The 24,998-nt window shown below is 60.1% G+C and carries 21 protein-coding genes; 6 read left to right on the top strand and 15 right to left on the bottom strand.

From position 1 onward, the window contains the following. Window positions 1-39 precede the first annotated feature (39 nt). Window positions 40-225 carry a hypothetical protein gene (locus GKKCFE_RS03775; RefSeq protein ID WP_047227515.1) on the bottom strand — a complete coding sequence of 62 codons (186 nt, stop codon included), beginning with the start codon at window positions 223-225 and terminating at the stop codon, window positions 40-42. Window positions 226-589: 364 nt separating this feature from the next. On the opposite strand from GKKCFE_RS03775, the gene GKKCFE_RS03770 reads away from it, so the two are divergent. Next, complete coding sequence (locus tag GKKCFE_RS03770) at window positions 590-2,215, top strand: glucan biosynthesis protein D (protein ID WP_047227514.1); 1,626 nt, start codon at window positions 590-592, stop codon at window positions 2,213-2,215. 202 nt (window positions 2,216-2,417) lie between these two features. Here the strand turns inward: GKKCFE_RS03770 and GKKCFE_RS03765 are convergent, their stop codons facing one another. From GKKCFE_RS03765 to GKKCFE_RS03755, 3 genes are all read right to left on the bottom strand, one after another. After that, the gene (locus GKKCFE_RS03765; RefSeq protein WP_047227513.1) at window positions 2,418-3,524 is read right to left on the bottom strand and encodes an NADH:flavin oxidoreductase/NADH oxidase; all 1,107 of its coding nucleotides are present in this window, start codon (window positions 3,522-3,524) and stop codon (window positions 2,418-2,420) included. A gap of 346 nt (window positions 3,525-3,870) precedes the next feature. Next, the gene (gene recJ, locus GKKCFE_RS03760; RefSeq protein ID WP_047227512.1) at window positions 3,871-5,580 is read right to left on the bottom strand and encodes a single-stranded-DNA-specific exonuclease RecJ; all 1,710 of its coding nucleotides are present in this window, start codon (window positions 5,578-5,580) and stop codon (window positions 3,871-3,873) included. Window positions 5,581-5,751: 171 nt separating this feature from the next. Beyond that, window positions 5,752-6,294, bottom strand: coding sequence for a YaeQ family protein (locus GKKCFE_RS03755; protein ID WP_047227511.1), 543 nt, complete (start codon window positions 6,292-6,294; stop codon window positions 5,752-5,754). A gap of 146 nt (window positions 6,295-6,440) precedes the next feature. Between GKKCFE_RS03755 and GKKCFE_RS03750 the strand changes: the two genes are divergently transcribed. After that, window positions 6,441-7,640 carry a CaiB/BaiF CoA transferase family protein gene (locus tag GKKCFE_RS03750; protein ID WP_316912659.1) on the top strand — a complete coding sequence of 400 codons (1,200 nt, stop codon included), beginning with the start codon at window positions 6,441-6,443 and terminating at the stop codon, window positions 7,638-7,640. A 245-nt stretch (window positions 7,641-7,885) separates the two neighbouring features. Here GKKCFE_RS03750 and GKKCFE_RS03745 read toward each other — a convergent pair whose 3' ends face one another. The 11 genes from GKKCFE_RS03745 to ffh all read right to left on the bottom strand — a co-directional run bounded on the left by GKKCFE_RS03745 (window position 7,886) and on the right by ffh (window position 18,496). After that, a complete protein-coding gene (locus GKKCFE_RS03745) occupies window positions 7,886-8,173 on the bottom strand; it encodes a DUF3509 domain-containing protein (protein WP_047227509.1) in 288 nt (95 codons plus the stop codon). 185 nt (window positions 8,174-8,358) lie between these two features. Then, window positions 8,359-9,729, bottom strand: coding sequence for a transporter substrate-binding domain-containing protein (locus tag GKKCFE_RS03740; RefSeq protein WP_139051085.1), 1,371 nt, complete (start codon window positions 9,727-9,729; stop codon window positions 8,359-8,361). Window positions 9,730-9,849: 120 nt separating this feature from the next. After that, complete coding sequence (thrC, locus tag GKKCFE_RS03735; RefSeq protein ID WP_445577498.1) at window positions 9,850-11,259, bottom strand: threonine synthase; 1,410 nt, start codon at window positions 11,257-11,259, stop codon at window positions 9,850-9,852. 146 nt (window positions 11,260-11,405) lie between these two features. Beyond that, window positions 11,406-12,710 (bottom strand): homoserine dehydrogenase, encoded by a 1,305-nt coding sequence (locus GKKCFE_RS03730; RefSeq protein WP_047227506.1) that lies wholly within the window; start codon window positions 12,708-12,710, stop codon window positions 11,406-11,408. A 132-nt stretch (window positions 12,711-12,842) separates the two neighbouring features. Further along, complete coding sequence (dsbC, locus tag GKKCFE_RS03725; protein ID WP_092402674.1) at window positions 12,843-13,574, bottom strand: bifunctional protein-disulfide isomerase/oxidoreductase DsbC; 732 nt, start codon at window positions 13,572-13,574, stop codon at window positions 12,843-12,845. A 321-nt stretch (window positions 13,575-13,895) separates the two neighbouring features. Continuing rightward, a complete protein-coding gene (gene xerD / locus GKKCFE_RS03720; RefSeq protein ID WP_047227504.1) occupies window positions 13,896-14,792 on the bottom strand; it encodes a site-specific tyrosine recombinase XerD in 897 nt (298 codons plus the stop codon). 131 nt (window positions 14,793-14,923) lie between these two features. After that, a complete protein-coding gene (gene rplS / locus GKKCFE_RS03715; protein WP_003175895.1) occupies window positions 14,924-15,274 on the bottom strand; it encodes a 50S ribosomal protein L19 in 351 nt (116 codons plus the stop codon). A 9-nt stretch (window positions 15,275-15,283) separates the two neighbouring features. Beyond that, window positions 15,284-16,093 (bottom strand): tRNA (guanosine(37)-N1)-methyltransferase TrmD, encoded by an 810-nt coding sequence (gene trmD, locus GKKCFE_RS03710; protein WP_171061421.1) that lies wholly within the window; start codon window positions 16,091-16,093, stop codon window positions 15,284-15,286. Continuing rightward, the gene (gene rimM, locus GKKCFE_RS03705) at window positions 16,075-16,611 is read right to left on the bottom strand and encodes a ribosome maturation factor RimM (protein WP_047227502.1); all 537 of its coding nucleotides are present in this window, start codon (window positions 16,609-16,611) and stop codon (window positions 16,075-16,077) included. Before rimM ends, trmD begins: the two co-directional genes overlap by 19 nt. Window positions 16,612-16,616: 5 nt before the next feature. Further along, window positions 16,617-16,868: a 30S ribosomal protein S16 gene (rpsP, locus tag GKKCFE_RS03700; protein WP_003198088.1), complete on the bottom strand. Its 252-nt coding sequence runs from the start codon at window positions 16,866-16,868 to the stop codon at window positions 16,617-16,619. 251 nt (window positions 16,869-17,119) lie between these two features. Further along, entirely contained in the window at window positions 17,120-18,496 is a 1,377-nt protein-coding gene (gene ffh / locus GKKCFE_RS03695) for a signal recognition particle protein (protein WP_047227501.1), read from the bottom strand. A 207-nt stretch (window positions 18,497-18,703) separates the two neighbouring features. Here ffh and GKKCFE_RS03690 point away from each other — a divergent pair, with 207 nt between their 5' ends. From GKKCFE_RS03690 to lon, 4 genes are all read left to right on the top strand, one after another. Then, a complete protein-coding gene (locus tag GKKCFE_RS03690; protein WP_214915688.1) occupies window positions 18,704-19,516 on the top strand; it encodes a cytochrome C assembly family protein in 813 nt (270 codons plus the stop codon). Window positions 19,517-19,528: 12 nt separating this feature from the next. Next, a complete protein-coding gene (locus GKKCFE_RS03685) occupies window positions 19,529-20,770 on the top strand; it encodes an HlyC/CorC family transporter (RefSeq protein ID WP_160891612.1) in 1,242 nt (413 codons plus the stop codon). Between the two features lie 172 nt (window positions 20,771-20,942). After that, window positions 20,943-22,256: an MFS transporter gene (locus GKKCFE_RS03680; protein WP_445577497.1), complete on the top strand. Its 1,314-nt coding sequence runs from the start codon at window positions 20,943-20,945 to the stop codon at window positions 22,254-22,256. Between the two features lie 150 nt (window positions 22,257-22,406). Then, on the top strand, window positions 22,407-24,821 hold the full coding sequence (lon, locus tag GKKCFE_RS03675) for an endopeptidase La (RefSeq protein WP_047227497.1): 2,415 nt from the start codon (window positions 22,407-22,409) through the stop codon (window positions 24,819-24,821). Window positions 24,822-24,998: the final 177 nt, after the last annotated feature.

Here is a 24,998-nt window from a genome sequence, read left to right as displayed (position 1 = left end):
GGCGCAATCCGAGCTCTCTACGAGCAGATCCGCACTCATTCAAAACCTCGAAACACTGCGCATCGCATCCATCAGGCAACGCATGGCGATCCGGTCGTTTTCCGACAGTTCGCGATAGCGTTCCACCAGTCTTAGTTCGTCCATGCTGAGCGGCCGGGTCCGGCGCGCGCTCGTCAAGCATGGAAGGATCCCCAGCAATTGGGTGATGCCCTGTATTTTTGTCATTGAGCCTTGTCCTTCTGTACGTCGAATTGACCGATAGCACCTGCTGAATCCGCGGGTTCAACCTCTATCACGCTAAAGGATAGGGAGGATTCACACCGTGAACAGGGAGTTTTAGAGTAATTAGTCAAAAAATGCAGAGTTACCCGTTAAAAAAGGAAATATCTGTAAGGAAATTTAACTAAACCACGCTTTCCTCTCTCTCCCGTGCCACGTATCCCCTATGATTTTGCGCCTCGGTGAACCGATCCAGCTCTCAGGTATCTGTTCTAACGTCCGTCGCGTTTGGCCAAAGGCATGTCCGAACTTCTTTACCAGTCTCTGTTGCCAGGAAAGGCTCGGGATTGTTTCCAGAAAGGTTGTATTTATGCACCGCAGGAATCTGCTCAAGGCGTCCATGGCTTTCGCTGCCTACACCGGGCTTTCGGCCTCAGGGCTTATGGCCGCACGCGCCTGGGCTGCTGACCGGACCGCCGACGGCGAGGCCCGTCCTTTCGATTTCAATGGGTTGAAAGAACAGGCCCGGGAACTGGCCAAGAGCCGTTACGTCGACACCAAGCAAGTTTTGCCGCCGACACTGGCGATGATGTCCCCGCTGCAATTCAACGCCATCCGCTACGACGCCAACCACTCGCTGTGGAAGGAGCTGGACGGTCAACTGGACGTGCAGTTTTTCCACGTCGGCATGGGCTTCAAGCAACCGGTGCGCATGTACAGTGTCGATGCCAAGACCCGCATGGCCCGTGAAGTGCACTTCCGCCCGGAGTTGTTCAACTATGAGAAAACCACGGTCAACACTTCGCAGTTGACCGGTGACCTGGGCTTCTCAGGGTTCAGGGTGTTCAAGGCGCCGGAGCTGGACCGGCACGATATCGTTTCGTTTCTGGGGGCCAGTTATTTCCGCGCCGTGGACAACACCGGCCAGTACGGATTGTCGGCCCGGGGCCTGGCCATCGACACTTACGCCAAGAAGCGTGAGGAATTCCCGGACTTCACCAAGTTCTGGTTCGAAATCCCGGACAAGAACAGTACCCGTTTCGTGGTCTACGCCCTGCTCGACTCGCCCAGCGCCACCGGCGCCTATCGTTTTGACATCGATTGTCAGCCCACCCGCGTCGTGATGGAAATCGATGCGCACATCAATGCCCGTACCGCCATCGAGCAATTGGGCATCGCGCCGATGACCAGCATGTTCAGCTGCGGCACCGTTGAGCGGCGCATGTGCGACACCATCCACCCGCAAATTCACGACTCCGACCGGCTGGCGATGTGGCGCGGCAATGGCGAGTGGGTTTGTCGCCCACTGAACAACCCCGCCACCCTGCAGTTCAACGCCTTCGCCGACAACAACCCCAAAGGCTTCGGCCTGGTGCAGACCGATCACGACTTCGCCAGCTATCAGGACACCGTGGACTGGTACAGCAAGCGCCCGAGCCTGTGGGTCGAACCGACAACGGCCTGGGGCGAAGGCTCGGTGGATCTGCTGGAAATTCCTACGACCGGTGAAACCCTGGACAACATCGTCGCCTTCTGGACGCCGAAGAAGCCGGTCGCTGCCGGTGAATCGCTGAACTACGGCTACAAGCTCTATTGGAGCGCCTTACCACCGGTGAGCACCGAGCTGGCCCAGGTCAACGCGACCCGTTCAGGCATGGGCGGCTTCATCGAAGGCTGGGCACCGGGCGAGCACTACCCCACCGTCTGGGCCCGACGTTTTGCCGTGGACTTTAACGGCGGCGGCCTCGATCAGCTCCCCCCTGGCACCGGTATCGAACCGGTAGTGACCTGCTCCCACGGCGAGGTGAAGGACTTCAACGTGCTGGTGCTCGATGCGATCAAGGGTTACCGCATCACCTTCGACTGGTACCCGACCGACGATCGCGTGGACCCGGTGGAGATGCGCCTGTTCCTGCGCACCAATGACCGGACCTTGAGCGAGACCTGGCTGTACCAGTACTTCCCGCCGGCGCCGGATAAGCGTAAATACCCTTGATCCTTGCGCGTCAGGGATGACGCCATCGCGAGCAGGCTCGCTCCCACAGGGTAGGGTGTGGATCACAAATTCTGTGAGCAACACCAATCCACTGTGGGAGCGAGCCTGCTCGCGATGAGGCAAGTACAGACGCCGAACCATCCAGCCCAATAAACAAAAGCCCCGGCCAAAACGACCGGGGCTTTTGGTTTCAAGCTAACCCTTAATCGCGCAAATCCGACTCATGAATCGGCTGGTCCCGATGCGTGGCTCTCTGATACTGCGCCGGCCACGTGGCCTTGCGGCCCCCCAGGTCATCATCGGCATGCAACGCCCAGTACGGATCACGCAACAGTTCGCGGGCCAGGAAAATGATGTCGGCCTGGCAGGTCCGCAAGATGTGCTCGGCCTGGGCCGGTTCGGTAATCATGCCGACAGTGCCGGTGGCGATTTCCGACTCCTTGCGCACCCGTTCGGCAAAGCGCGTCTGATACCCCGGACCGGTGGGAATTTCCGCATTCACAGCGGTGCCGCCCGATGACACATCGATCAGGTCCACCCCCAGCGCCCTGAATCGCCGCGCCAGCTCCACGGTTTCATCCGGGTTCCAGCCATCCTCGACCCAGTCGGTGGCCGATACGCGCACGAACACCGGCAATTCCTCAGGCCATACCGCCCGGACCGCTTCGGTCACTTGCAGCACCAGCCGGATGCGATTCTCGAACGAGCCGCCGTATTGATCGCGCCGCTGATTGCTCAAGGGAGACAGGAATTGATGCAGCAGATAGCCGTGGGCTGCGTGGACTTCCACGACTTTGAATCCGGCCGTCAGGCTACGTTTGGCCGCCTCCACGAACGCCTGGATGACACCGGCGATCTGCCCCTCGTCCAGTTGGATCGGCTGGGTGTGCTGCGGATCGAAGGCAATCGGCGACGGGCCGACCGGGACCCAGCCGCCCTCTTCCGGTTTTACGCTGCCATGCTTGCCGAGCCAGGGTCGCCAGGTGCTGGCCTTGCGTCCGGCGTGGGCCAGTTGAATGCCGGGCACGGCCCCTTGGGCGGTGATGAAGCGGGTGATGCGTTGCAGGGGGCCGATCTGTTCATCGTTCCACAACCCCAGGTCCTGATCAGTAATGCGGCCGTCGGCAGTGACGGCAGTGGCTTCGGTGAACACCAGGCCGGCACCGCCCACGGCGCGGCTGCCGAGGTGTACCAGGTGCCAGTCATTGGCCAGGCCATCGGCGCTCGAGTACTGGCACATCGGCGACACCGCGATACGATTGGGCAGGGTCAATTGGCGAAGGGTATAGGGTTCCAGCAGCAGACTCATGGGGCACCTCTCGAATCAGTGGGCAGGCTCCAGGGTTCTGTTTGAAAAGTCGACGAGTGACAAAAGGTGCAACACCCGCCCCCGCGGGCAAAGAAATCCGACAAGACGTCACAAGGGCTATCAAGCAGTGCTTAGAGCCTAGTCGACAACCTGGGAGGCGGGAGGGTTCAGAACTTAAAAATCGACGGTGTGACGCAATGGTGTACCCCTGTGGCGAGGGAGCTTGCTCCCGCTGGGCTGCGAAGCAGCCCCGGCATTGCAGCCATCACATCGCAAGGGGACGCTGGCGCGTCCAGCGGGAGCAAGCTCCCTCGCCACAGAGTACGAACGCAAGATGGCGGCGTGTCTACCGCGGTTCGATATGGGCAATCATCAACTGCACCGTTTCCTGGCCGCGAAACTCGTTGAGGTCGAGTTTGTAGGCCAGTTCCACCCAGCGCACGGTGGGGTTTGGCCAGATATCGCGGTCGATGCCGAAGGCGATACCGTCGAGTTTCACCGAGCCGCATTCGCTCTTGAGGACGACCTTGAGGTGCCGTTCGCCCACCACGCGCTGTTCGACCAACTGGAACACACCGTGAAACATCGGCTCTGGGAAATGCTGCCCCCAGGGCCCGGCGTGACGCAGCGCCCGAGCCAGCTCCAGGTGGAACTCTTCCACCGCCAGGGTGCCGTCCGACAACAGGCGTCCGGTCAGGTCTTCTTCGCGCAATTGGCGGCGCACTTCAGCGTCGAACGCCTCGGCGAACAGTGGAAAATTCTCTTGCGCCAACGTCAGGCCCGCCGCCATGGCGTGACCGCCATACTTGCTGATCAGCGTTGGATGTTGCGCCGCCACCACACTCAGGGCATCACGAATATGAAAACCCGGCACCGAGCGCCCCGAGCCCTTGAGCAGGCCGTCTCCGGCATCGGCAAAAGCAATGGTCGGGCGGAAATACCGCTCCTTCATCCGCGAGGCGAGGATCCCGATAACGCCCTGGTGCCACTGAGGATCGAACAGACATAGACCGAACGGCATGGACTCCACCGGCAAGTCCTTGAGCTGGGCCAGCGCTTCACGCTGCATGCCCTGTTCGATGGATTTGCGATCCTGGTTCATGCCGTCCAGTTGCGCCGCCATCTCCCGCGCCAAGGCCGGATCGTCAGTGAGCAGGCATTCGATGCCCAGGCTCATGTCGTCCAGACGCCCGGCTGCGTTCAGGCGCGGGCCGAGGATAAATCCGAGGTCCGTGGAAGTGATACGAGAATGATCGCGCCTGGCCACTTCCAGGATCGCCTTGATGCCGGGTCGGGCGCGCCCTGCACGAATGCGTTCCAGGCCCTGATGCACCAGGATCCGGTTGTTGGCGTCCAGAGGCACCACATCCGCCACGCTGCCCAGTGCCACCAGATCCAGCAGTTCGCCGATGTTTGGCTGGGGGCTGCTGGCATACCGGCCCAGGCTGCGCAGACGCGCCCGCAAGGCCATCAGCACATAAAAGATCACACCGACACCGGCCAATGCCTTGCTCGGGAACTCACAGCCCGGCTGGTTCGGGTTGACGATGGCATCCGCCGCCGGCAGTTCGAGGCCCGGCAAATGGTGGTCGGTAACCAGCACCTTGAGCCCCGCCGCTTTCGCTGCTGCCACACCTTCGACACTGGAAATGCCGTTGTCCACGGTGATCAGCAACTGCGGCTCACGGGTCAGGGCGACCTCGACAATTTCCGGGGTCAGTCCGTAGCCATACTCGAAGCGATTGGGTACCAGATAATCGACATGGGCCGCACCGAGCAAACGCAGGCCCAACATGCCCACCGTGCTGGCTGTCGCCCCGTCGGCATCGAAGTCGCCGACGATCAGGATGCGCTGGCGCTGCTCCAGCGCCACCACCAACAGATCCACGGCCGCGTCGATACCCTTGAGTTGCTGATAAGGAATCAAGCGCGCCAGGCTCTTGTCCAGTTCAGCCTCGGACTGCACGCCACGGGCCGCATACAGGCGCGTCAACAGGGGTGGCAAGTCACCGAGGAATGGCAGGGTGTCGGGTAGCTGGCGGGGTTCTATGCGCATGGGGTGACAAAGTTTTCTCTGGAAATCGTGAAGGTTGTGGCAAGGAAAGCTTGGGTGGGAGTGGGCTTGCTCGCGAAAGCGGCGGCACATTCAACATCAATGCAAACTGATCTGCCGCCTTCGCGAGCAAGCCCGCTCCCACAATGGCTCACTCAATACCGGGTCAATGGCTCAGCCTCGCTCACCCAGCAACCATTGCAACTGGACTTCATGCTGGCCGCGATCATCGGTCACGAAAATCGTCCCCTCGCTGATCATCACATCCCACTTGATCACGCGGGGCATGTCCTTAGCGAGCGTCTCCAGCACTTCCTGGGGCACGGCGGCGATGTTGACGTTCTTGAGGTTCTTTACCGCCGGGATCACCTTGCCTTCCCAGACTCGCAGGCTGCCGTAGGCCAGCAGGCTGGTGCGTTCAGTGCGGCGCGAGCACCAGGTCAGGCGGTCGGCGTCGGGCTGGCCCACTTCGATCCAGTGCAGCACACGGTCATCCAGGCTTTTTTCCCACAGCGCAGGTTCATCGACATCCGACAGACCTCGGCCAAATGCCAGCAGCTCGTTGTACCAGAAAGCGTAGGCCAACAGGCGCACGGTCATGCGTTCTTCGGTTTCCGAAGGATGACGGGCGATGGTCTGCTTCACGTTCTCGTACACACTGCGGTCGAGGTCGGTGAGGTTCAGTTCAAACTTATAGGTCGTGGACGGCTGGGCCATGAACGGGCTTCTTGATACGAGGAAAGGCGGCAAGTCTAACCGATGAGGCGAGCATTCCACGAATTGCCGACCATCAACCTGCGGCGACTGACGCCGGCCTATGATAAAACGCTCTTTCGTTCTGCCTTTGTTCTACAGGATCCGTCATGTCGCTTACTGCCAAACCCCTTGCGGGCGTCAAAGTCATCGAACTCGGCACCTTGATCGCCGGACCTTTTGCCTCGCGGATCTGCGGTGAATTCGGTGCCGAAGTGATCAAGGTCGAATCGCCCGATGGCGGCGACCCGTTACGTAAATGGCGCAAGCTGTATGAAGGCACGTCCTTGTGGTGGTTCGTCCAGGCGCGGAACAAGAAATCCCTGACCCTGAACCTCAAGCACCCCGAAGGTCTGGCGATTCTGAAAAAGCTGATCGGCGAAGCCGACATCCTGATCGAGAATTTTCGCCCCGGCGTGTTGGAAAAGCTCGGCCTGGGTTGGGAAGTCCTACATGCGCTGAACCCGAAACTGGTCATGGTGCGGCTCTCGGGCTTCGGTCAGACCGGTCCGATGAAAGATCAGCCCGGGTTTGGCGCAGTGGGCGAGTCCATGGGCGGCCTGCGTTACATCACCGGGTTCGAAGATCGGCCACCGGTGCGCACCGGCATATCCATCGGCGATTCGATTGCCGCCCTCTGGGGCGTGATTGGCGCACTGATGGCGCTGCGTCATCGCGAGGTCAACGGCGGAACCGGGCAAGTGGTGGATGTGGCGCTGTACGAGGCGATTTTCGCCATGATGGAAAGCATGGTGCCGGAGTTCGACGTGTTCGGTTTCATCCGTGAGCGCACCGGCAACATCATGCCCGGCATCACCCCGTCGTCGATCCACACCAGTGCTGATGGCAAGCACGTGCAGATTGGCGCCAACGGCGACGCGATCTTCAAGCGCTTCATGCAGGTCATCGGTCGTGAGGATCTGGCCAATGACCCGCAACTGGCCAGCAATGACGGGCGCGACAGCCGCCGCGATGAGCTGTACGGGGTCATTGATCGCTGGGTCAATTCACTCCCGCTCGATACCGTTATCGAGCACTTGAACCAGGCGGGAGTGCCGGCCAGTCGGATTTTCAGCGCCGAAGATATGTTCAGCGATCCGCAGTTCCTGGCCCGGGAAATGTTTCTCCAGGCCAAGCTGCCGGACGGCAAGGCGTTCAAGATGCCGGGCATCGTCCCCAAACTCTCCGACACCCCGGGCAGCTCTGAATGGGTGGGACCGACGCTGGGTGAGCACAACGCCCAAGTGCTAGGCGAGCTTGGCTACGATGCACAGCAGATCGCCCAACTGCGCATCGACGGCGCCATTTGATGCGGTGAACGAAAGTCTGTGGCCACTGAAGATCAACTGTGGGAGCGGCATCGCTCAGCGCCAGAGCACGCTAAAACCTTAAACGCCGGGCAAAAAGAAACCCCGAGAAGTGGGGAGACAACTCGGGGTTAAACGTGACCATTCAGGTCCGTACAACAAGCGACAAGCACCGGAGCACAATGCTTGATCTTGCTGGTAAAGGGTCTGACTCATCAGGACGTAGGAAGGTTCCCACGAAATAGTGTTCAATTCGGGAGAGCCATCACCTTGTCACGTGCCAGATTACGCAGCGCCGCGATCACACAAGGCTCAAGCCGGCCCTCGGCAATCAGCACGTCGCGGTGCAGGCCATCGACCACGTCCGTCAGTTGGCGTCTGTCGGTCAATTGCGCTTGGTTGAACATACGTTCGACCATGATGGCCCCGGAGGCATTCTTCAGCGTTACCAGACACTCGCCCCTGGCGCCAGAGGGAGTCAGCGTCACCTGATACGGGCTCAAAGCCTCACCCAGCAATAGGCTGATACTTTCCATTCGCTCACCCTTCAATAGTCCGAAAACAACTGCGTATTCACAGTAAATGACCGTGGGCCGCAGCAGAAAGTTCGTTCGCATACCGAGCCGGTACACCTCGACGTCGTTCAACCGAGCATGCGCGTCCAATATGACAGGCAAACAACAGCTACCGCTTGAAGAAATTTCCTCACGAGCAGCCTGCATCAAGCCAGCAATGGCTCAGCGCGGTTCCACCGGCGCCCGACATCGATCCAGCCTCCCAGCAAACCGCGCAACTGCCCATCGGCCCCATAAAAAGGCACCGACCAATGATAGATTTTGCGTAATCCACTCCTGAACATCAGTTGACGATCGACGAACCGGGACTGGCCGGTTCGCAGTTGCTCCATGACCTCTCCATGCAGCAGCTCGGCAGTCGCCGGCGGGAACACCGCGGAATCCGTCAGCCGGGTCCCCCGCAACTTTTCAAAGCGCGTCGCGAACTGCTCTTCGTAACTCTTGTTGCACATGATCAGGCGCCCTTCCAGGTCACGAATGAAGATCGGATCGGGAATGGCATCCATCAAGGCCCTCTGGAGCATCAACTGATCATTGAGGACAGCCTCGGCCTTGAGGCGCTGGTCGATTTGTATCTGCAGGCGGCGGTTCCAGAGCAGGGACAGCAGAGCGAACAACACGACCACCGTCACACACCAATAACCCCAGCGGGAAATCCGCAACCAGACCGATGGCGCCTGGCCAGGGGCGATACCGGCCATCCATTTGGAACGCAGCGCCCGCATTTCTTCGGCCGGAAAAGCTTCCAGCGCCTTGTTCAAAATACTCAGTAATGGAAGCAGATCCTGACGCACGGCCAGATAGTCCGGTTCCCACTTGCCCTCCAGACTTCTTCCTACGCGCAATTGTCCCGCCGGATAAAGGTGCACCCCGGTTTCGTTTTCAATGGTGGCGTGGGCCTCCCGGCTCTCCACCAGGGCCCTCGCTTCCCCGTAAGTCTTGACCGTGCGCAACTCGATGGCAGGGTAGTCGCGCCGGATCTGCGCCTCCAATGCATGCCGTGCCGGCAATGCCAGGATCTTGCCATTGAGCTGCTCCAGCGAATCGGGGACGGACTCCCCGTCGCGCCCGACGAATACCCAGCCGGAACCGCCAAAGGCGTGGCTGAAGCTCAGAAAATCCCTGCGTTCGTCGTTCATCGCCAGCGTGGTCGTCATGTCGGCCTCTGCGTTTTCCAGCATCGCCAGCAATTGTTCAGGGGAGAACGACTCCCGATGCACAAACTCAAGGCCTGTCATGCGCGCAATACGCTGGAGAATGTCGTTGTTCAGGCCGTTCCACTGCCCATGCTCATTCTTGAACAGGTACAACGGAAACTGCATCGAGGCCACGATGACCTGCGGGTTTTGCTCGATCCATTTCAATTCCTGCGGATCCAGCACCAACCGTTCGCCGGGGCCGAACGGTGGCGTTTCGTAGGTCGCCAACTGTGCGGCGTCCACCCCCAGTGCCCAATACACCAGGACCAGGCCCATCATCCAGCCCAGGGCTGGTTTGCGTCTGATAAAAAACAACATCTGCATATCCTTCGAGATTACTCGCCCGTCCCTCCAAGGGCGAAAACCCGATCAGTTTGGCATGCAGAAACAAGAAAGCCCGTCAGGAGACGGGCTTCAAAATGTGACAGGTTTCAGCGCTCAGAGAGGCTTGCCGCGGTTGCCATGCTGACTGACAAAGGCCTGCACGGCTTTCAAGTCATTGGGCAACACGGTGCAACGCTCATCTCGCTCAAACAAATCAGAAAGATGTGCGGGTAGTTCGAGCGCTTTTCCTACACCGGCCTTCTCCACCGCTTCCGGAAACTTGACCGGATGAGCAGTGCCCAGGATCACCATCGGAATGTCCAGACTGCGACGGCACTCACGAGCGGCTCTCACACCGATGGCCGTATGTGGATCGAGCAATTCACCGCTCTGCTCGAACACCTCGGCAATGGTCTCGCAGGTTTGCGCATCATCCACCGCCAGGGAGTCAAACAGCTTGCGCGCTTCGGTCCAGCGCTCAGGCTCGACGCTGAAACCACCGCCCTGCCGGAAGCTGTCCATCAGGCCGGCAATTGCCGCGCCATTGCGACCGTGCAGGTCGAACAGCAAGCGCTCGAAGTTCGACGACACCATGATGTCCATGGACGGCGACAGCGTAGCGTGCAGGGTTTCCTTGACGTACTGGTTGCCGCTCATGAAGCGGTGCAGGATGTCGTTGCGGTTGGTGGCGACGATCAACTGGTTGATCGGCAGCCCCATGTTGCGCGCCAGATAACCGGCAAAGATATCGCCGAAGTTACCCGTAGGCACCGAGAACGATACCGAACGGGCCGGGCCGCCCAGTTGCAGGGCCCCGTGGAAGTAATAAACGATCTGGGCCATGATCCGCGCCCAGTTGATCGAGTTCACTGCGACCAGCCGCGTACCTTTGAGGAAGCTCTGGTCGGCAAAACTGGCCTTGACCATTTCCTGGCAGTCATCGAAGTTGCCTTCGATGGCGATGTTATGGATGTTATCGCCGAAAATCGTCGTCATCTGCCGACGCTGCACTTCCGAGACACGGTTGTGCGGGTGCAGGATGAAGATGTCGACGTTCTCGCAATGCTTGCAGCCTTCGATGGCGGCCGAACCGGTATCGCCGGAAGTGGCACCGACAATCACGACACGCTCGCCACGCTTTTGCAGCACGTAGTCCAGCAGACGACCGAGCAATTGCAGGGCGAAGTCCTTGAAAGCCAGGGTCGGGCCGTGGAACAGCTCCATCACCCATTCGTTACCGTTGAGCTGACGCAACGGCGCGATGGCGTTGTGGGAAAAGACGCCATAGGTCTCTTCCAGGATTTTCTTGAAGTCGGCGTCCGGGATGCTGCCGGTGACAAACGGGCGCATGACCCGGAAGGCCAGCTCGTGATACGGCAAGCCGGCCCAGGAGGCGATCTCTTCCTGAGTGAAACGCGGCAGGTTTTCCGGCACATAGAGGCCGCCGTCCGTGGCCAGGCCGGCCAGCAGGACATCTTCGAAATTCAGGGCCGGTGCCTGGCCGCGGGTGCTGATATAGCGCATGGGGGCAAACCTTTGGTTTGAGCTTCGAGCGTCAAGCTGCAAGCTACAAGTTAAAAGCAGCCGGGCTTTTATTTGTAGCTTGCAGCTCATGGCTTGCAGCTGTATTGATTTAACTTGCAGCTTTTAGCTTGGAGCTTGTAGCTGCTTCAATTCAAATGCTCGACGCGGATACGGACCACCGGCCCGACGACGCCCTGGAGAGCCTCCAACGCGGTGATCGCGTCGTTGATGCGCTGCTCGACCACTCGGTGGGTCAGCAGGATCATCGGCACCAGGCCATCGTGTTCCTCGACTTCCTTCTGCATGATCGACTCGATGTTGATGCCGCGCTCCGAAAGGATGCTCGCCACCTGAGCCAGTACCCCTGGGTGGTCCTTGGCCTGGATACGCAGGTAGTAGGCACTTTCGCATGCTTCGATCGGAAGAATCGGATGATCCGACAGCGAGTCCGGCTGGAAAGCCAGGTGCGGCACACGGTTCTCCGGGTCGGAGGTCATCGCACGCACCACATCCACCAGGTCGGCCACCACCGAGGAAGCGGTCGGTTCCATGCCGGCGCCAGCACCGTAGAACAGCGTGGAGCCCGCGGCGTCGCCGTTGACCATCACAGCGTTCATCACGCCGTTGACGTTGGCGATCAGGCGATCGGCCGGGATCAAGGTCGGGTGCACGCGCAGCTCAATGCCACTGGCCGTGCTACGGGCTACGCCCAGGTGCTTGATGCGGTAGCCCAAGGCTTCAGCGTAGTTCACGTCAGCGGTGGTCAGCTTGGTGATGCCTTCGGTGTAGGCCTTGTCGAATTGCAGCGGAATACCAAAGGCGATGGACGCCAGGATCGTCAGCTTGTGCGCCGCGTCGATGCCTTCCACGTCAAAGGTCGGATCGGCTTCTGCGTAACCCAGGGCCTGGGCCTCGGCGAGCACGTCTTCGAAGGTGCGACCCTTTTCGCGCATCTCGGTGAGAATGAAGTTCCCGGTGCCGTTGATGATCCCGGCGACCCAGTTGATGCGGTTGGCCGAAAGGCCTTCACGAATCGCCTTGATCACCGGAATGCCACCGGCCACGGCGGCTTCAAACGCAACGATCACGCCCTTTTCCCGCGCCTTGGCGAAAATCTCATTACCGTGAACAGCGATAAGCGCCTTGTTCGCGGTGACCACATGCTTGCCATTCTCGATGGCCTTGAGTACCAGCTCGCGGGCAACGGTATAGCCGCCCATCAGCTCTATGACGATGTCGATCTCAGGGTTCGTGGCCACTTCGAAGACATCGTTGGTAATCGCAATACCGGTCGTCTGGAACTGAGGCTTTGGCGTGCGCATGGCAATTTGTGCCACTTCGATTCCACGCCCGGCACGACGAGCAATTTCCTCGGCGTTGCGCTGAAGTACGTTGAAGGTGCCGCCACCGACGGTACCTAACCCACAGATGCCTACTTTGACCGGATTCACTCTTGACTCCCCATGAAACGGCCGACGCAAGGTCGGCCGTGAAATACAGCCGCGCAGCAACGCGACTTTGTGTTTAACGGCCCGACGAAGGTTTTCGCCGAGCCGTGATCTTCATAAACGCACTGCCCATGATCATTTGGCACCAAGGGCCAGTTTGGCGACTTGTGGCGCCGGCTGGTAGCCCGGAATCACCTGGCCGTCCGCCAAAACGATGGCCGGCGTACCGTTCACACCGATGGACTGACCGAGGGCGAACTGCTTGGAAACCGGGTTTTCGCACTTGGCGGCCTTGATTTCCTTGCCATCGACCATCTTGTCCATGGCCGCTTTTTTGTCCTTGGAGCACCAGACCGCCTGCAACTGCTCATCACCCGGTGAACCCAGGCCCTGGCGCGGAAACGCCACATAGCGCACTTCGATGCCGCGCTTGTTCAGCTCCGGCACTTCGGCGTGCAGCTTGTGGCAATACGGGCAGGTGGTGTCGGTGAAAACGGTGATGTGGGACTTGGTTTCGCCGACCGCCGGGTAAACCACGGTTTCGGCAACAGGAATACCGTTGATCAGCTTGGAAATGCCCTGGCGCTCGGTCTTCTCGGTGAGGTTGACCGGCTTGCCACCCTTGAGCTCGAACAGGTTGCCCTGGACGATGTACTGACCGTCGGCGCTGGCGTAGAGCACGCGGCTGCCCTGGAGCTTGACTTCATACAGGCCGGACATGGGGCTGGCGGTGATGGTTTCGATCGGCACCTCCATCTGAAGGTTTTCCAGGCTCTTGCGGATAGCCTTGTCGGCCGCGTCGTCGGCGATGGCAACAGTACTGGCCAACGCAATGGCGGCGGCGGTGAACATCTGGATCAAACGCATGGGAGCTCCTGAGACGGACAAATGGGACGGGGAACGCCGACCGGCAGATTCGGGTTCCAACCGCCCACTGTGCAAACCGGCAAAGCCTACCACATAAGGCCCGCATGGCCGAATGCCGGTGATACAAGGCATATGGATGCCTTTTTTCTGTGTGCTGGCGTGGGTTCACATATCTGGCGCTCACCACAACTCCCTGTGGGAGCGAGCCTGCTCGCGATAGCGGTGGGTCAGCTTGCATTGATTTTGAATGCGCCACCGTCATCGCGAGCAGGCTCGCTCCCGCATGGGCTATCGGGTACTCATCAATCCAGGGATCTTCATTCAGCCTCGGGGGTGATGCTTGGCGTGCAGATCCTGCAACCGCGCCCGAGCCACATGGGTGTAGATCTGAGTGGTGGACAGGTCGCTATGACCCAGCAGCATCTGCACCACACGCAAGTCGGCGCCGTGGTTGAGCAGGTGCGTGGCGAAGGCATGGCGCAAGGTGTGTGGGGACAGTGACTTGCCGATCCCAGCCACCTTGGCCTGGTGCTTGATGCGGTGCCAGAAGGTCTGGCGAGTCATCTGCTCGCCGCGCAGGCTGGGAAACAGCACGTCACTGGGACGCCCGCCCAGCAGTTCATGACGCGCATCGCGCATGTAGCGCTCGACCCAGACGATTGCCTCTTCGCCCATCGGCACCAGACGCTCCTTGCTGCCTTTGCCCATCACCCGCAGCACGCCTTGACGCAGGTTGACCTGCTCCAGCGTGAGACTGATCAGCTCGGTGACCCGCAGGCCGCACGCGTACAAAACCTCCAGCATGGCCCGGTCGCGCTGACCGATGGCTTCGCTGAGATCCGGCGCCGCCAGCAGCGCCTCTACATCGGCTTCAGACAGGGACTTGGGTAACGGTCGCCCCAGCTGCGGCATCTCCACGCGCAAGGTCGGATCCACCGCAATCAGCTTTTCCCGCAGTAAATAACGATAAAACCCACGCAAACCCGAGAGAAACCGTGCGGTCGAGCGCGGCTTGTAGTTCTGCTCCAGGCGCCACGCCAGGTGATCGAGGATCAACTCTCGCCCGGCGTTGGCCAGCTCCAGGCCTTGTTCCTGCAACCAGCCATTGAACAGCGCCAAGTCGCTGCGATAGGCATCGCGGGTGTTGTCGGACAGCCCCTTCTCCAGCCATAGGGCGTCGAGAAACTGGTCTATCAGCGGGTGATCAATGGCTGGCATAAAAACTCATGAGGGATGCGTGCGTACGCGGCATCGAAATGGAAATGATGAGATGCAGGGTGCTCAAAGACCAAATCGCAGGCAACAAAAAAGCAGCCCGCAGGCTGCTTTTTTTGCATCGGAAGCTGGACTTAAGCCAGTTTTTCCTTGATGCGAGCTGCTTTACCGGACAGGTCACGCAGGTAGTAAAGCTTGGCTTTACGTACGTCACCGCGACGCTTGACAGCCATGCTGTCGATTTGCGGGCTGTAGGTCTGGAAAGTACGCTCTACGCCAACACCGTTGGAGATTTTACGAACGGTGAATGCACTGTTTACGCCGCGGTTACGCTTGGCGATAACAACGCCTTCGAACGCTTGCAGACGCGAACGGTCGCCTTCCTTCACTTTCACCTGAACGACAATGGTGTCGCCCGGGGCAAAGGTAGGGATTTCTTTGGTCATCTGCTCTGCTTCGAGTGCAAGAATGATTTTGTTAGTCATGCTGTGCTCCTAAGGCAAGTCGTCGGACTTACCATCGATACGTTGTGAACTATCGTCCCGCTCGCGGATATATTCCTCGAGCAGCTTCTTCTCTTCTCCAGAAAGCGAGCGGCTTTCCAGAAGATCGGCGCGTCGTTCATAGGTCCGACCAAGGGACTGCTGTAAACGCCAACGCCGGATGTGCGCGTGGTTGCCACTTAGCAACACGTCGGGAACACGCTGATCCGCATACACCTCCGGTCGGGTGTAGTGCGGGCAATCCAGCAGACCATCCGTAAAGGAATCTTCCTCGGCGGAATCTGCATGCCCTAAAGCTCCAGGCAGCAGTCGTGTAACCGCATCGATCAGGACCATCGCCGGCAGCTCGCCGCCAGACAGTACATAGTCGCCAATCGACCACTCTTCATCGACATGAGCTTCAATAAAACGCTCGTCAATGCCTTCATAACGGCCGGCAATCAGGATCAATGCATCCGAATTTGCCAGCTCGCGTACCGCCGACTGAGTCAGCTGACGGCCTTGGGGCGACAGGTAAATCACCTTCGCGCCCTCCCCGGCTGCGGTTCTGGCCTGAACCAGAGCGTCTTCCAGGGGCTTGATCTTCATCACCATGCCCGGACCACCGCCAAACGGGCGATCGTCCACAGTGTGATGCCGATCCGTGGTGTAGTCCCGCGGATTCCAACAGGTAAGCTGCAACAGCTCCTGTTTCACCGCGCGGCTGGTTATGCCGTACTCGCTGATGGCGGAAAACATCTCGGGAAACAACGTGATGACTTCAACGCGCAAATTAGCCACGTTTAGAAATCCGCATCCCATTCCACCTTCATCTCGCCTGCTGCAAGGTCGACGGCCAACACGCATTGCTCGGTATAGGGCAACAGGCGTTCGCGATCATCCAGGCTGCCGACGCAAGGCTTGACCACCATGACATCGTTCGAACCGGTCTCGAGCAGGTGATCGATTTTCCCGAGCAATTGCCCGAGGTGGTCGATGACCTTCAGACCCACCAGCTGGTACCAGTAGTACTCGCCGTCGGTCAGTTCAGGGAACAGGTTGCGTGGCACGCAGATCTCAAAACCGGCCAGAAGACGCGCTTCTTCACGATCATCGAGATCCTTGAGCTTTGCGACCAGGAACTTGTCGTTCCCACGTCCGCTGACCAGCTCAACCTGTTTCACGCTACCTTCGCGCTTGAGCGTCCAGGTTTTGTAGTCCAACAGGTTTTTGATCGGATCAGTAAAGGAATACACCTTCACTTCGCCGCGAACGCCATGAACAGAATAGATTTTGCCGACAACGATCAAATCATCAGCATCTTTTGGCGTCGCGTTCATATTGCTCAGGCCGCAGCCTTAGCCGATTCCTTCAACAACTGAGCAACACGCTCAGAAGGTTGTGCACCAACGCTCAGCCAGTAGGCTACGCGCTCTTGGTTCACGGACAGACGAACTTCCTGACCACGGGCAACAGGGTTGAAGAAACCAACCTGCTCCTTGTGGGAACCGTCACGCGGGTTGCGGCTGTCGGTTACGGTCAGGTGGTAAAACGGGCGCTTTTTGGAGCCGCCAAGGGCAAGACGGATTGTTAGCATGTGAACATCGTTCCTGTAGTCGGTGCTGCAAATCTAAATGCACAGCGGGCATAGGTGCCCGAAAGGCCGCATATTCTAAGGAATATCCGGACTTTTGCAAATGTCTTTTTCCGGCGCCTGGCGCCATGCGATCAAGATTTGCCATAGAGCCGTCATGAAAAACGGCAGGTCAGCTCCCGTGCAGCACGGGTTTGCTGGAGATCCCCGCATCCGTGCGGGGCAACGCCGGCATGACAGCCGGCGCAGATTCTTTACATTTTCGGCATGCCGCCGCCGGGCAACATACCGCCCATGCCGCGCATCATCTTGGCCATCCCGCCCTTGGCGGAGAATTTCTTCATCATCTTCTGCATCTGCTTGTGCTGCTTGATCAAGCGACCGATGTCCTGCACCTGGGTACCGGACCCCATGGCGATGCGGCGTTTGCGCGAACCGCTGATCAGCTCAGGGTCGCGGCGCTCGGCCGGGGTCATGGAGTTGATGATGGCTTCCATCTGCTTGAACTGCTTTTCAGCCGCGCCCTGGGCATTGCCCATCTGCGCCAGGTTCACGCCACCGATGCTCGGCAGTTTGTCCATGAGGCCGCCGAGGCCGCCCATGTTCTTCATTTGTTGCAGCTGATCGCGGAAGTCTTCGAGGTCGAAGCCCTTGCCCTTCTTCAGCTTCTTGGCCAGTTTGTCGGCCTTGTCCTTGTCGAGGGTCTGCTCGGCCTGCTCGATGAGGCTGAGCACGTCGCCCATGCCGAGGATCCGCGAGGCAATACGCTCGGGATGGAACGGCTCGAGCGCTTCGCTCTTCTCGCCCATACCGATGAACTTGATCGGCTTGCCAGTGATGGCACGGACCGACAGCGCGGCACCGCCACGGGCATCACCGTCGACCTTGGTCAGGATCACGCCGGTCAGCGGCAGCGCATCACCGAACGCCTTGGCGGTGTTGGCCGCGTCCTGGCCGGTCATGGCATCGACCACGAACAGGGTTTCCACCGGGTTGATCGCGGCATGCAACGCCTTGATCTCGCCCATCATCTCTTCGTCGATGTGCAGGCGACCGGCGGTATCGACGATGACCACGTCGATGAATTTCAGTTTTGCTTCTTTAATAGCCGCCTGGGCGATGTCCACCGGCTTCTGGCTCAGGTCGGACGGGAAGAACGTCACGCCGATGTCGTTGGCCAGGGTTTCGAGCTGTTTGATCGCCGCCGGGCGATAGATGTCCGCGGACACCACCATCACCGACTTCTTCTTGCGCTCTTTAAGGAAGCGCGCCAGCTTGCCGGCCGTGGTGGTCTTGCCCGCGCCCTGCAGGCCGGCCATCAGCACCACCGCTGGCGGCACGGCGCTCAGGTTCAGGTCTTCGTTGGCAGCGCCCATCAGGCTTTCGAGTTCGGCCTGGACGATCTTCACGAACGCCTGGCCCGGCGTCAGGCTGCGCGACACCTCGGCGCCGACGGCGCGTTCCTTGACCGAATTGACGAAGTCCTTGACCACCGGCAGGGCGACGTCGGCTTCGAGCAACGCCATGCGCACTTCGCGCAGGGTGTCTTTGATGTTGTCCTCGGTCAGCTTCGCCTTGCCGGTAACATGGCGCAGCGTCTGCGAGAGACGGTCGGTTAGGTTTTCAAACATGCGCGATCCTTTCAGGCCCAGATAAGACCGGGATAATGGCGGCCCAGACCGTAAAAAATGTGCTCGGCGAGCCTGCGGCGTGGGCAGGTCGCGGATTATAGCGAAGACTGCGCCCGGCGCACACCTCGCCGTCAGTTGCGCTGGTCTTTCGTGCGATGGGGATTCTATGCCAAACTCAGCGCCTTTCGGGCCTGCCTAACAGGATTTATGCTCCCCTTGTCACCCAGTTTGCTTGCCTCCCTCGCCGCCGCTTGTCTTTACGCCGCTGCGACCTTCTATCAAGGCTCCCGCCTGGCCACCGGCGCCAAGGCGAACAAACGCCTGCTGGTCATGCTTGGCGTGCTGGCGGTGCTCGGCCACGCGGCCAGCCTTTATACCCACCTGATGACGCCCATTGGCCTGGGCCTGGACTTCTTCAACGCCGCCAGCCTCATTGCCGTGGCCGTGATCGCCCTGACGCTGCTGGCCTGTTCACGCATCCCGGTGGAAAACCTGCTGGTGCTGCTTTTCCCGCTGGGCCTGGCCACGGTGCTGCTGGCGCAATTCGCGCCGTCGGGCACGGTGCAGATCATCGATGAAGAACCGGGCATCCTGGCCCATATCCTGCTCTCGATCCTCGCCTACGGCCTGTTCACCATCGCGGTGTTCCAGGCCTTGCTGCTGCTGGTGCAGGATCACCAGCTCAAGCACAAGCACCCCTCCGGGCTGATCCGCAACTTCCCGCCCTTGCAGACCATGGAAAGCCTGCTGTTCGGCTTCCTCTGGGCCGGCTGGACACTGCTGTCGCTGTCGCTGATCTCTGGCTGGCTGTTCGTCGAAAACCTGTTCGCCCAGCACCTGGTGCACAAAACCCTGCTGGCGTGCCTGGCGTGGGTGGTGTTCAGCGTACTGCTGTGGGGCCGAAATCGTCTGGGCTGGCGCGGCCATAAAGCCATTCGCTGGACCCTGGCCGGTTTCTGCCTGCTGATGCTGGCGTACTTCGGCAGCAAGCTGGTTCGTGAATACATTCTGCATGTCTGACGGACGCCTCTGATGGATATGTTGCCCGTGGGCCCGCTGTTCGCTGTACTGGTCGTGCTGATCCTCTGGTCCGCCCTGTTCACGGCCATCGAAGCCGCCCAGCAACATTTGCTGGCCCAACGCAAAGCTTCGCGCGCCGGTGACAAACCGCTGGCGAAGCTGAGTTTCCCCCGGGACAGTCTGATTCTGTGCAATACCCTCTGCCGCGCCCTCGCGGTGGTGATCGGAACACTGCTGGCGATTTTTACCTGGCTGCAACACGGCCCCTTGGTAGCGTGGCTCGGTACCAGTGCGGCCTTGCTGGTCTTTGCCGATTACCTGCCGCGCACCCTGGCCACCCGCCATCCCGATGCGGTGCTGGCATTGGGCAACGCCTTGCTTGGCGTACCCTTGAAGATTCTTTATCCATTTGCCTGGCTGTTGAATGGCATCAGTCAATTGCTGCTGCGTCCGTTTGCCCGCCAGGCAAGCGTGGTACAGCAAAACGACGATGAAATGCCCACACCCGCGCGCAACGATCACGAACCCGAACACAACAGCGGTCGGCCGCATCCGGTTTCCGGCATCCATGCCCTGGACAACATTACCGTCAACGATATTCTCGTGCCCCGCAGTGAGGTCGATGGCATTAACCTCGACGACCCCATCGGCGACATCATTGAACAGTTGCGCCTGAACCGCCGTACTCGCCTGCCGGTGTTTCACAGCGACATCAACCAGGTCGAAGCGGTGCTCAACACCCGCCAGATCCGCCACCTGCTCAAGGATGCGAGCCTGACCCAGGAAGCGCTGCTGGCTGCCTGCCACGAACCCTACTTCGTTCCCGAAAGCACGCCGCTGCAGCTGCAATTGCTGAATTTCCACAAGCAGCAACGGCGCCTGGGCATGGTGGTGGACGAATATGGCGAAGTGCTGGGCATTGTCACCCTGGAAGACATCCTTGAAGAAATCGTCGGGGAGTTCGAAAGCGAGCACAGCCTCGACAACCCCCACGTCCATCCCCAGCCTGATGGACGCCTCATGATCGATGGCGCCGCGTCGATCCGCGAACTGAACAGGACCCTGGGCTGGCACCTGCCTTGCGAAGGCCCCAAGACCCTCAACGGCCTGGTGACCGAAGCACTGGAGACCATTCCCGAAAGCCCGGTCTGCCTGAAGATCGGCCGCTATCGGCTGGAAATCATCGAAACCGTGGATAACCGCGTCAGCCAGGTGCTGGTGTGGCACAACAGTTCGGTGCCGCTGGCGTCCTAAGCCCTCGCCACAGGGTTGTGCGCAAGCGCCACTATTGTGTACGGGCTCTCTTGTTGAATCGTTAGCCCCCTTCCTATACTCAACCCGCTTATCCAGCGCGCGCCAGCGAGCCGAGGGAGTTCGACCATAATAATTAGCTCCAACGGAGCATATGACTGTCAGGGATAACCGCATGACAACGACCACTTGCAACGAAGCTGTGTCTGCCCCGCCGACGAACTCCGCCACCCGCGTGGCGACCGCAAGCTTCATCGGCACGGCCATCGAGTTCTATGACTTCTACGTCTACGCCACGGCTGCGGCCCTGGTGATCGGGCCGGTGTTCTTCCCGCAAACCTCAGGCACGGCACAGATGCTCTCGTCCTTCCTGACGTTCGGCATCGCATTCCTCGCTCGCCCGCTGGGTTCGGCGCTGTTCGGCCACTTCGGCGACCGGATCGGGCGCAAGTCCACGCTGGTGGCGTCCCTGCTGCTGATGGGTGTGTGTACCACGCTGATCGGCGTACTGCCCGGTTACGCCAGTATTGGCGCCTGGGCGCCGATCCTGTTGTGCGTGCTGCGTTTTGGCCAGGGGTTGGGCCTGGGCGGTGAATGGGGTGGCGCAGCGTTGCTTGCCACCGAGAACGCGCCCAAGGGCAAACGCGCTTGGTTCGGTATGTTTCCCCAACTGGGGCCCTCGATCGGCTTTCTGGCGGCCAACGGATTGTTCCTGACCCTGGCCATGACCCTGGACGACGAGCAGTTCCGTTCCTGGGGCTGGCGCATCCCGTTCCTGCTCAGTGCGGTGCTGGTGATCGTCGGCCTCTATGTGCGCCTCAAGCTTCATGAAACACCCGTCTTCGCCGATGCCATGGCCCGCCAGGAACGGGTGAAAGTTCCGCTGATCGAGCTGTTCAGCCAGTACTGGGCGCCGACATTGCTGGGTGCCGCGGCGATGGTGGTGTGTTATGCGCTGTTCTACATCTCGACCGTGTTTTCCCTGAGCTACGGTGTGTCCACCCTCGGCTACAGCCGCGAAACCTTCCTCGGCCTGCTGTGCTTTGCGGTGCTGTTCATGGCCGCCGCGACGCCGCTGTCGGCCTGGGCCAGCGACCGCTACGGGCGCAAACCGATCCTGCTCATCGGGGGAGTGCTGGCGATTGCCTCGGGTTTCCTCATGGAACCGCTGCTGACCCACGGCACGACTTGGGGCGTGGCGCTGTTCCTGTGCATCGAGCTGTTTCTGATGGGCGTGACCTTCGCCCCCATGGGCGCCCTGCTACCGGAGCTGTTTCCCACCCATGTGCGCTATACCGGCGCCTCGGCCGCCTACAACCTGGGCGGCATCGTCGGCGCTTCGGCCGCCCCGTTCTTTGCCCAGAAACTGGTGGCAATGGGCGGTTTGAGCTACGTCGGTGGTTATGTCTCGGGGGCCGCGGTGCTCAGCGTGATCGCGGTACTGTGCCTGAAAGAGACGCGCCATAACGATTTGAACAGGGTCGCCTGAACCCTCGGTGCGGGCCCGGCAACAGGCCCGCACCGAACCTGTCACAAGGCTGAATGCCTTGCAATGAAATAACAGCTAACAATCATCCACCATTGAAACCACCCCTCGCCTGCCCCATCTAAGACCCATACTCCATTGCGCAGGTGCCCCATGAGCGACCAGCACTCTACTGAAGCCACGAACGATTACGCCGACTCCGAACACATCGAACACACCTCCTCCGGCACCGGCCTGGCCCTGCCCGGCCAAAACCTGCCGGACAAGGTCTACATCATTCCAATCCACAATCGCCCGTTCTTCCCGGCCCAGGTGCTGCCGGTCATTGTCAATGAGGAACCTTGGGCTGAAACCCTGGAATTAGTCGCCAAATCCGAACACCATTCCCTGGCGCTGTTTTTCATGGACACGCCCCAGGAAGATCCGCGCCACTTCGACACCTCAGCGCTGCCGCTGTATGGCACGCTGGTCAAGGTGCACCACGCCAGTCGCGAAGGCGGCAAACTGCAGTTCGTTGCCCAGGGTCTGACCCGCGTGCGCATCCGCACCTGGCTCAAGCACCATCGCCCACCGTACCTGGTGGAAGTCGAATACCCGCACCAGCCAAGCGAGCCGACCGACGAGGTCAAGGCCTATGGCATGGCGTTGATCAATGCGATCAAGGAGCTGCTTCCACTCAATCCGCTGTACAGCGAAGAGCTGAAGAATTACCTCAACCGCTTCAGCCCCAACGACCCGTCGCCCCTGACTGACTTTGCCGCCGCACTAACCTCGGCCACCGGCAGTGAGTTGCAGGAAGTGCTCGATTGCGTCCCCATGCTCAAGCGCATGGAAAAAGTGCTGCCGATGCTGCGCAAGGAAGTTGAAGTCGCGCGGCTGCAGAAGGAGATTTCTGCCGAGGTCAACAACAAGATTGGCGAGCATCAGCGCGAATTCTTCCTCAAGGAGCAGTTGAAGGTCATCCAGCAGGAGCTGGGGCTGACCAAGGACGATCGCAGCGCCGATATCGAACAATTCGAGCAGCGGCTGGAGGGCAAGGACTTGCCGGCCCAGGCGCAAAAGCGCATCGAAGAGGAAATGAACAAGCTCTCGATCCTGGAAACCGGCTCGCCGGAATACGCGGTCACCCGCAATTACCTCGATTGGGCGACGTCGGTGCCGTGGGGCGTGTATGGCCAGGACAAACTCGACCTCAAGCACGCGCGCAAGGTGCTCGACCAGCACCATGCCGGGCTGGGGGATATCAAGGACCGCATCCTCGAGTTTCTCGCCGTGGGTGCCTATAAAGGCGAAATCAGCGGCTCCATCGTGCTGCTGGTGGGGCCGCCGGGGGTGGGCAAGACCAGTGTTGGCAAGTCCATCGCCGAAACCCTGGGTCGGCCGTTCTACCGTTTCAGCGTCGGCGGCATGCGCGATGAAGCCGAAATCAAGGGCCATCGGCGCACCTACATCGGTGCTCAACCGGGCAAGCTGGTGCAGGCGCTTAAAGATGTCGAAGTGATGAACCCGGTGATCATGCTCGACGAGATCGACAAGATGGGTCAGAGCTACCAGGGCGATCCGGCCTCGGCCTTGCTGGAAACCCTCGACCCGGAGCAGAACGTCGAATTCCTCGATCACTACCTGGACCTGCGCCTGGACCTGTCGAAAGTGCTCTTCGTGTGCACCGCCAACACCCTGGACTCGATCCCTGGCCCGCTGCTGGACCGGATGGAAGTGATTCGCCTGTCCGGCTATATCACCGAAGAGAAGGTCGCCATCGCCAAGCGCCATTTGTGGCCCAAACAACTGGCCAAGGCCGGCGTGTCCAAAGGCAGCCTGAATATCACCGACAGCGCCCTCAAGGCCCTGATCGACGGTTATGCCCGTGAGGCCGGGGTGCGGCAGCTGGAGAAACAGCTGGGCAAGCTGGTGCGCAAGGCGGTGATGAAACTGATCGATGACCCGAAAGCCGTGATCAAGCTCGGGCCCAAGGACCTTGAGGCATCGCTGGGCAAGCCGGTGTTCCGCAACGAGCAAGTGCTGTCCGGCATCGGTGTGATTACCGGCCTGGCCTGGACCAGCATGGGCGGCGCGACGCTGCCGATCGAAGCGACGCGCATCCACACGCTCAATCGCGGCTTCAAGCTCACCGGGCAACTGGGGGAGGTGATGAAAGAGTCAGCGGAAATCGCCCACAGCTACGTCAGCTCGCATTTGAAGCAGTTTGGCGGCGATCCGAAGTTCTTCGACGAAGCCTTCGTTCACTTGCACGTACCGGAAGGCGCCACCCCCAAGGACGGTCCGAGTGCCGGGGTGACCATGGCCAGCGCCTTGCTGTCCCTGGCTCGCAACCAGGCGCCGAAAAAAGGCGTGGCCATGACCGGCGAACTGACCCTCACCGGGCACGTGCTGCCCATTGGTGGGGTGCGCGAGAAAGTGATCGCGGCGCGACGGCAGAAAATCAATGAGCTGATCCTGCCGGAAGCCAACCGGGGCAACTTCGAAGAACTGCCGGACTACCTCAAGGAAGGCGTCACCGTGCACTTCGCCAAGCGGTTTGCCGATGTGGCCAAGGTGTTGTTCTGATAGTCCTGTAGCGCTTGTGCGGGCCTCATCGCGAGCAGGCTCGCTCCCACAGTGGCTTTGTGTTGTTCACAACATGTGTGATCCACACCAAACCCTTGTGGGAGCGAGCCTGCTCGCGATAAGGCCATGAGATCCAACGCATGCCCCGCTGACACACCCAGTAGCATCTTCGGTTAT

Source organism: Pseudomonas sp. E141 (assembly GCF_052659885.1).
The sequence above is the reverse complement of the archived record's forward strand: the minus strand, read 5'-3'. Positions and strand labels throughout refer to the sequence as shown.

What these genes read in the sequence shown, in the direction of transcription:
- GKKCFE_RS03765 (WP_047227513.1), bottom strand. Translation starts at nt 3,524, where the DNA reads ATGAGTCTGCTGCTGGAACCCTATACCCTTCGCCAATTGACCCTGCCC.
- trmD (WP_171061421.1), bottom strand. Translation starts at nt 16,093, where the DNA reads ATGGGATGCGGATTTCTAAACGTGGCTAATTTGCGCGTTGAAGTCATC.
- GKKCFE_RS03770 (WP_047227514.1), top strand. Translation starts at nt 590, where the DNA reads ATGCACCGCAGGAATCTGCTCAAGGCGTCCATGGCTTTCGCTGCCTAC.
- lon (WP_047227497.1), top strand. Translation starts at nt 22,407, where the DNA reads ATGAGCGACCAGCACTCTACTGAAGCCACGAACGATTACGCCGACTCC.
- xerD (WP_047227504.1), bottom strand. Translation starts at nt 14,792, where the DNA reads ATGCCAGCCATTGATCACCCGCTGATAGACCAGTTTCTCGACGCCCTA.
- GKKCFE_RS03775 (WP_047227515.1), bottom strand. Translation starts at nt 225, where the DNA reads ATGACAAAAATACAGGGCATCACCCAATTGCTGGGGATCCTTCCATGC.
- GKKCFE_RS03750 (WP_316912659.1), top strand. Translation starts at nt 6,441, where the DNA reads ATGTCGCTTACTGCCAAACCCCTTGCGGGCGTCAAAGTCATCGAACTC.
- GKKCFE_RS03755 (WP_047227511.1), bottom strand. Translation starts at nt 6,294, where the DNA reads ATGGCCCAGCCGTCCACGACCTATAAGTTTGAACTGAACCTCACCGAC.
- thrC (WP_445577498.1), bottom strand. Translation starts at nt 11,259, where the DNA reads ATGCGCTATATCAGCACCCGCGGCCAGGCACCGGCCCTGAATTTCGAA.
- GKKCFE_RS03690 (WP_214915688.1), top strand. Translation starts at nt 18,704, where the DNA reads ATGCTCCCCTTGTCACCCAGTTTGCTTGCCTCCCTCGCCGCCGCTTGT.
- rplS (WP_003175895.1), bottom strand. Translation starts at nt 15,274, where the DNA reads ATGACTAACAAAATCATTCTTGCACTCGAAGCAGAGCAGATGACCAAA.
- GKKCFE_RS03745 (WP_047227509.1), bottom strand. Translation starts at nt 8,173, where the DNA reads ATGGAAAGTATCAGCCTATTGCTGGGTGAGGCTTTGAGCCCGTATCAG.
- dsbC (WP_092402674.1), bottom strand. Translation starts at nt 13,574, where the DNA reads ATGCGTTTGATCCAGATGTTCACCGCCGCCGCCATTGCGTTGGCCAGT.
- rpsP (WP_003198088.1), bottom strand. Translation starts at nt 16,868, where the DNA reads ATGCTAACAATCCGTCTTGCCCTTGGCGGCTCCAAAAAGCGCCCGTTT.
- rimM (WP_047227502.1), bottom strand. Translation starts at nt 16,611, where the DNA reads ATGAACGCGACGCCAAAAGATGCTGATGATTTGATCGTTGTCGGCAAA.
- ffh (WP_047227501.1), bottom strand. Translation starts at nt 18,496, where the DNA reads ATGTTTGAAAACCTAACCGACCGTCTCTCGCAGACGCTGCGCCATGTT.
- GKKCFE_RS03740 (WP_139051085.1), bottom strand. Translation starts at nt 9,729, where the DNA reads ATGTTGTTTTTTATCAGACGCAAACCAGCCCTGGGCTGGATGATGGGC.
- recJ (WP_047227512.1), bottom strand. Translation starts at nt 5,580, where the DNA reads ATGCGCATAGAACCCCGCCAGCTACCCGACACCCTGCCATTCCTCGGT.
- GKKCFE_RS03680 (WP_445577497.1), top strand. Translation starts at nt 20,943, where the DNA reads ATGACAACGACCACTTGCAACGAAGCTGTGTCTGCCCCGCCGACGAAC.
- GKKCFE_RS03685 (WP_160891612.1), top strand. Translation starts at nt 19,529, where the DNA reads ATGGATATGTTGCCCGTGGGCCCGCTGTTCGCTGTACTGGTCGTGCTG.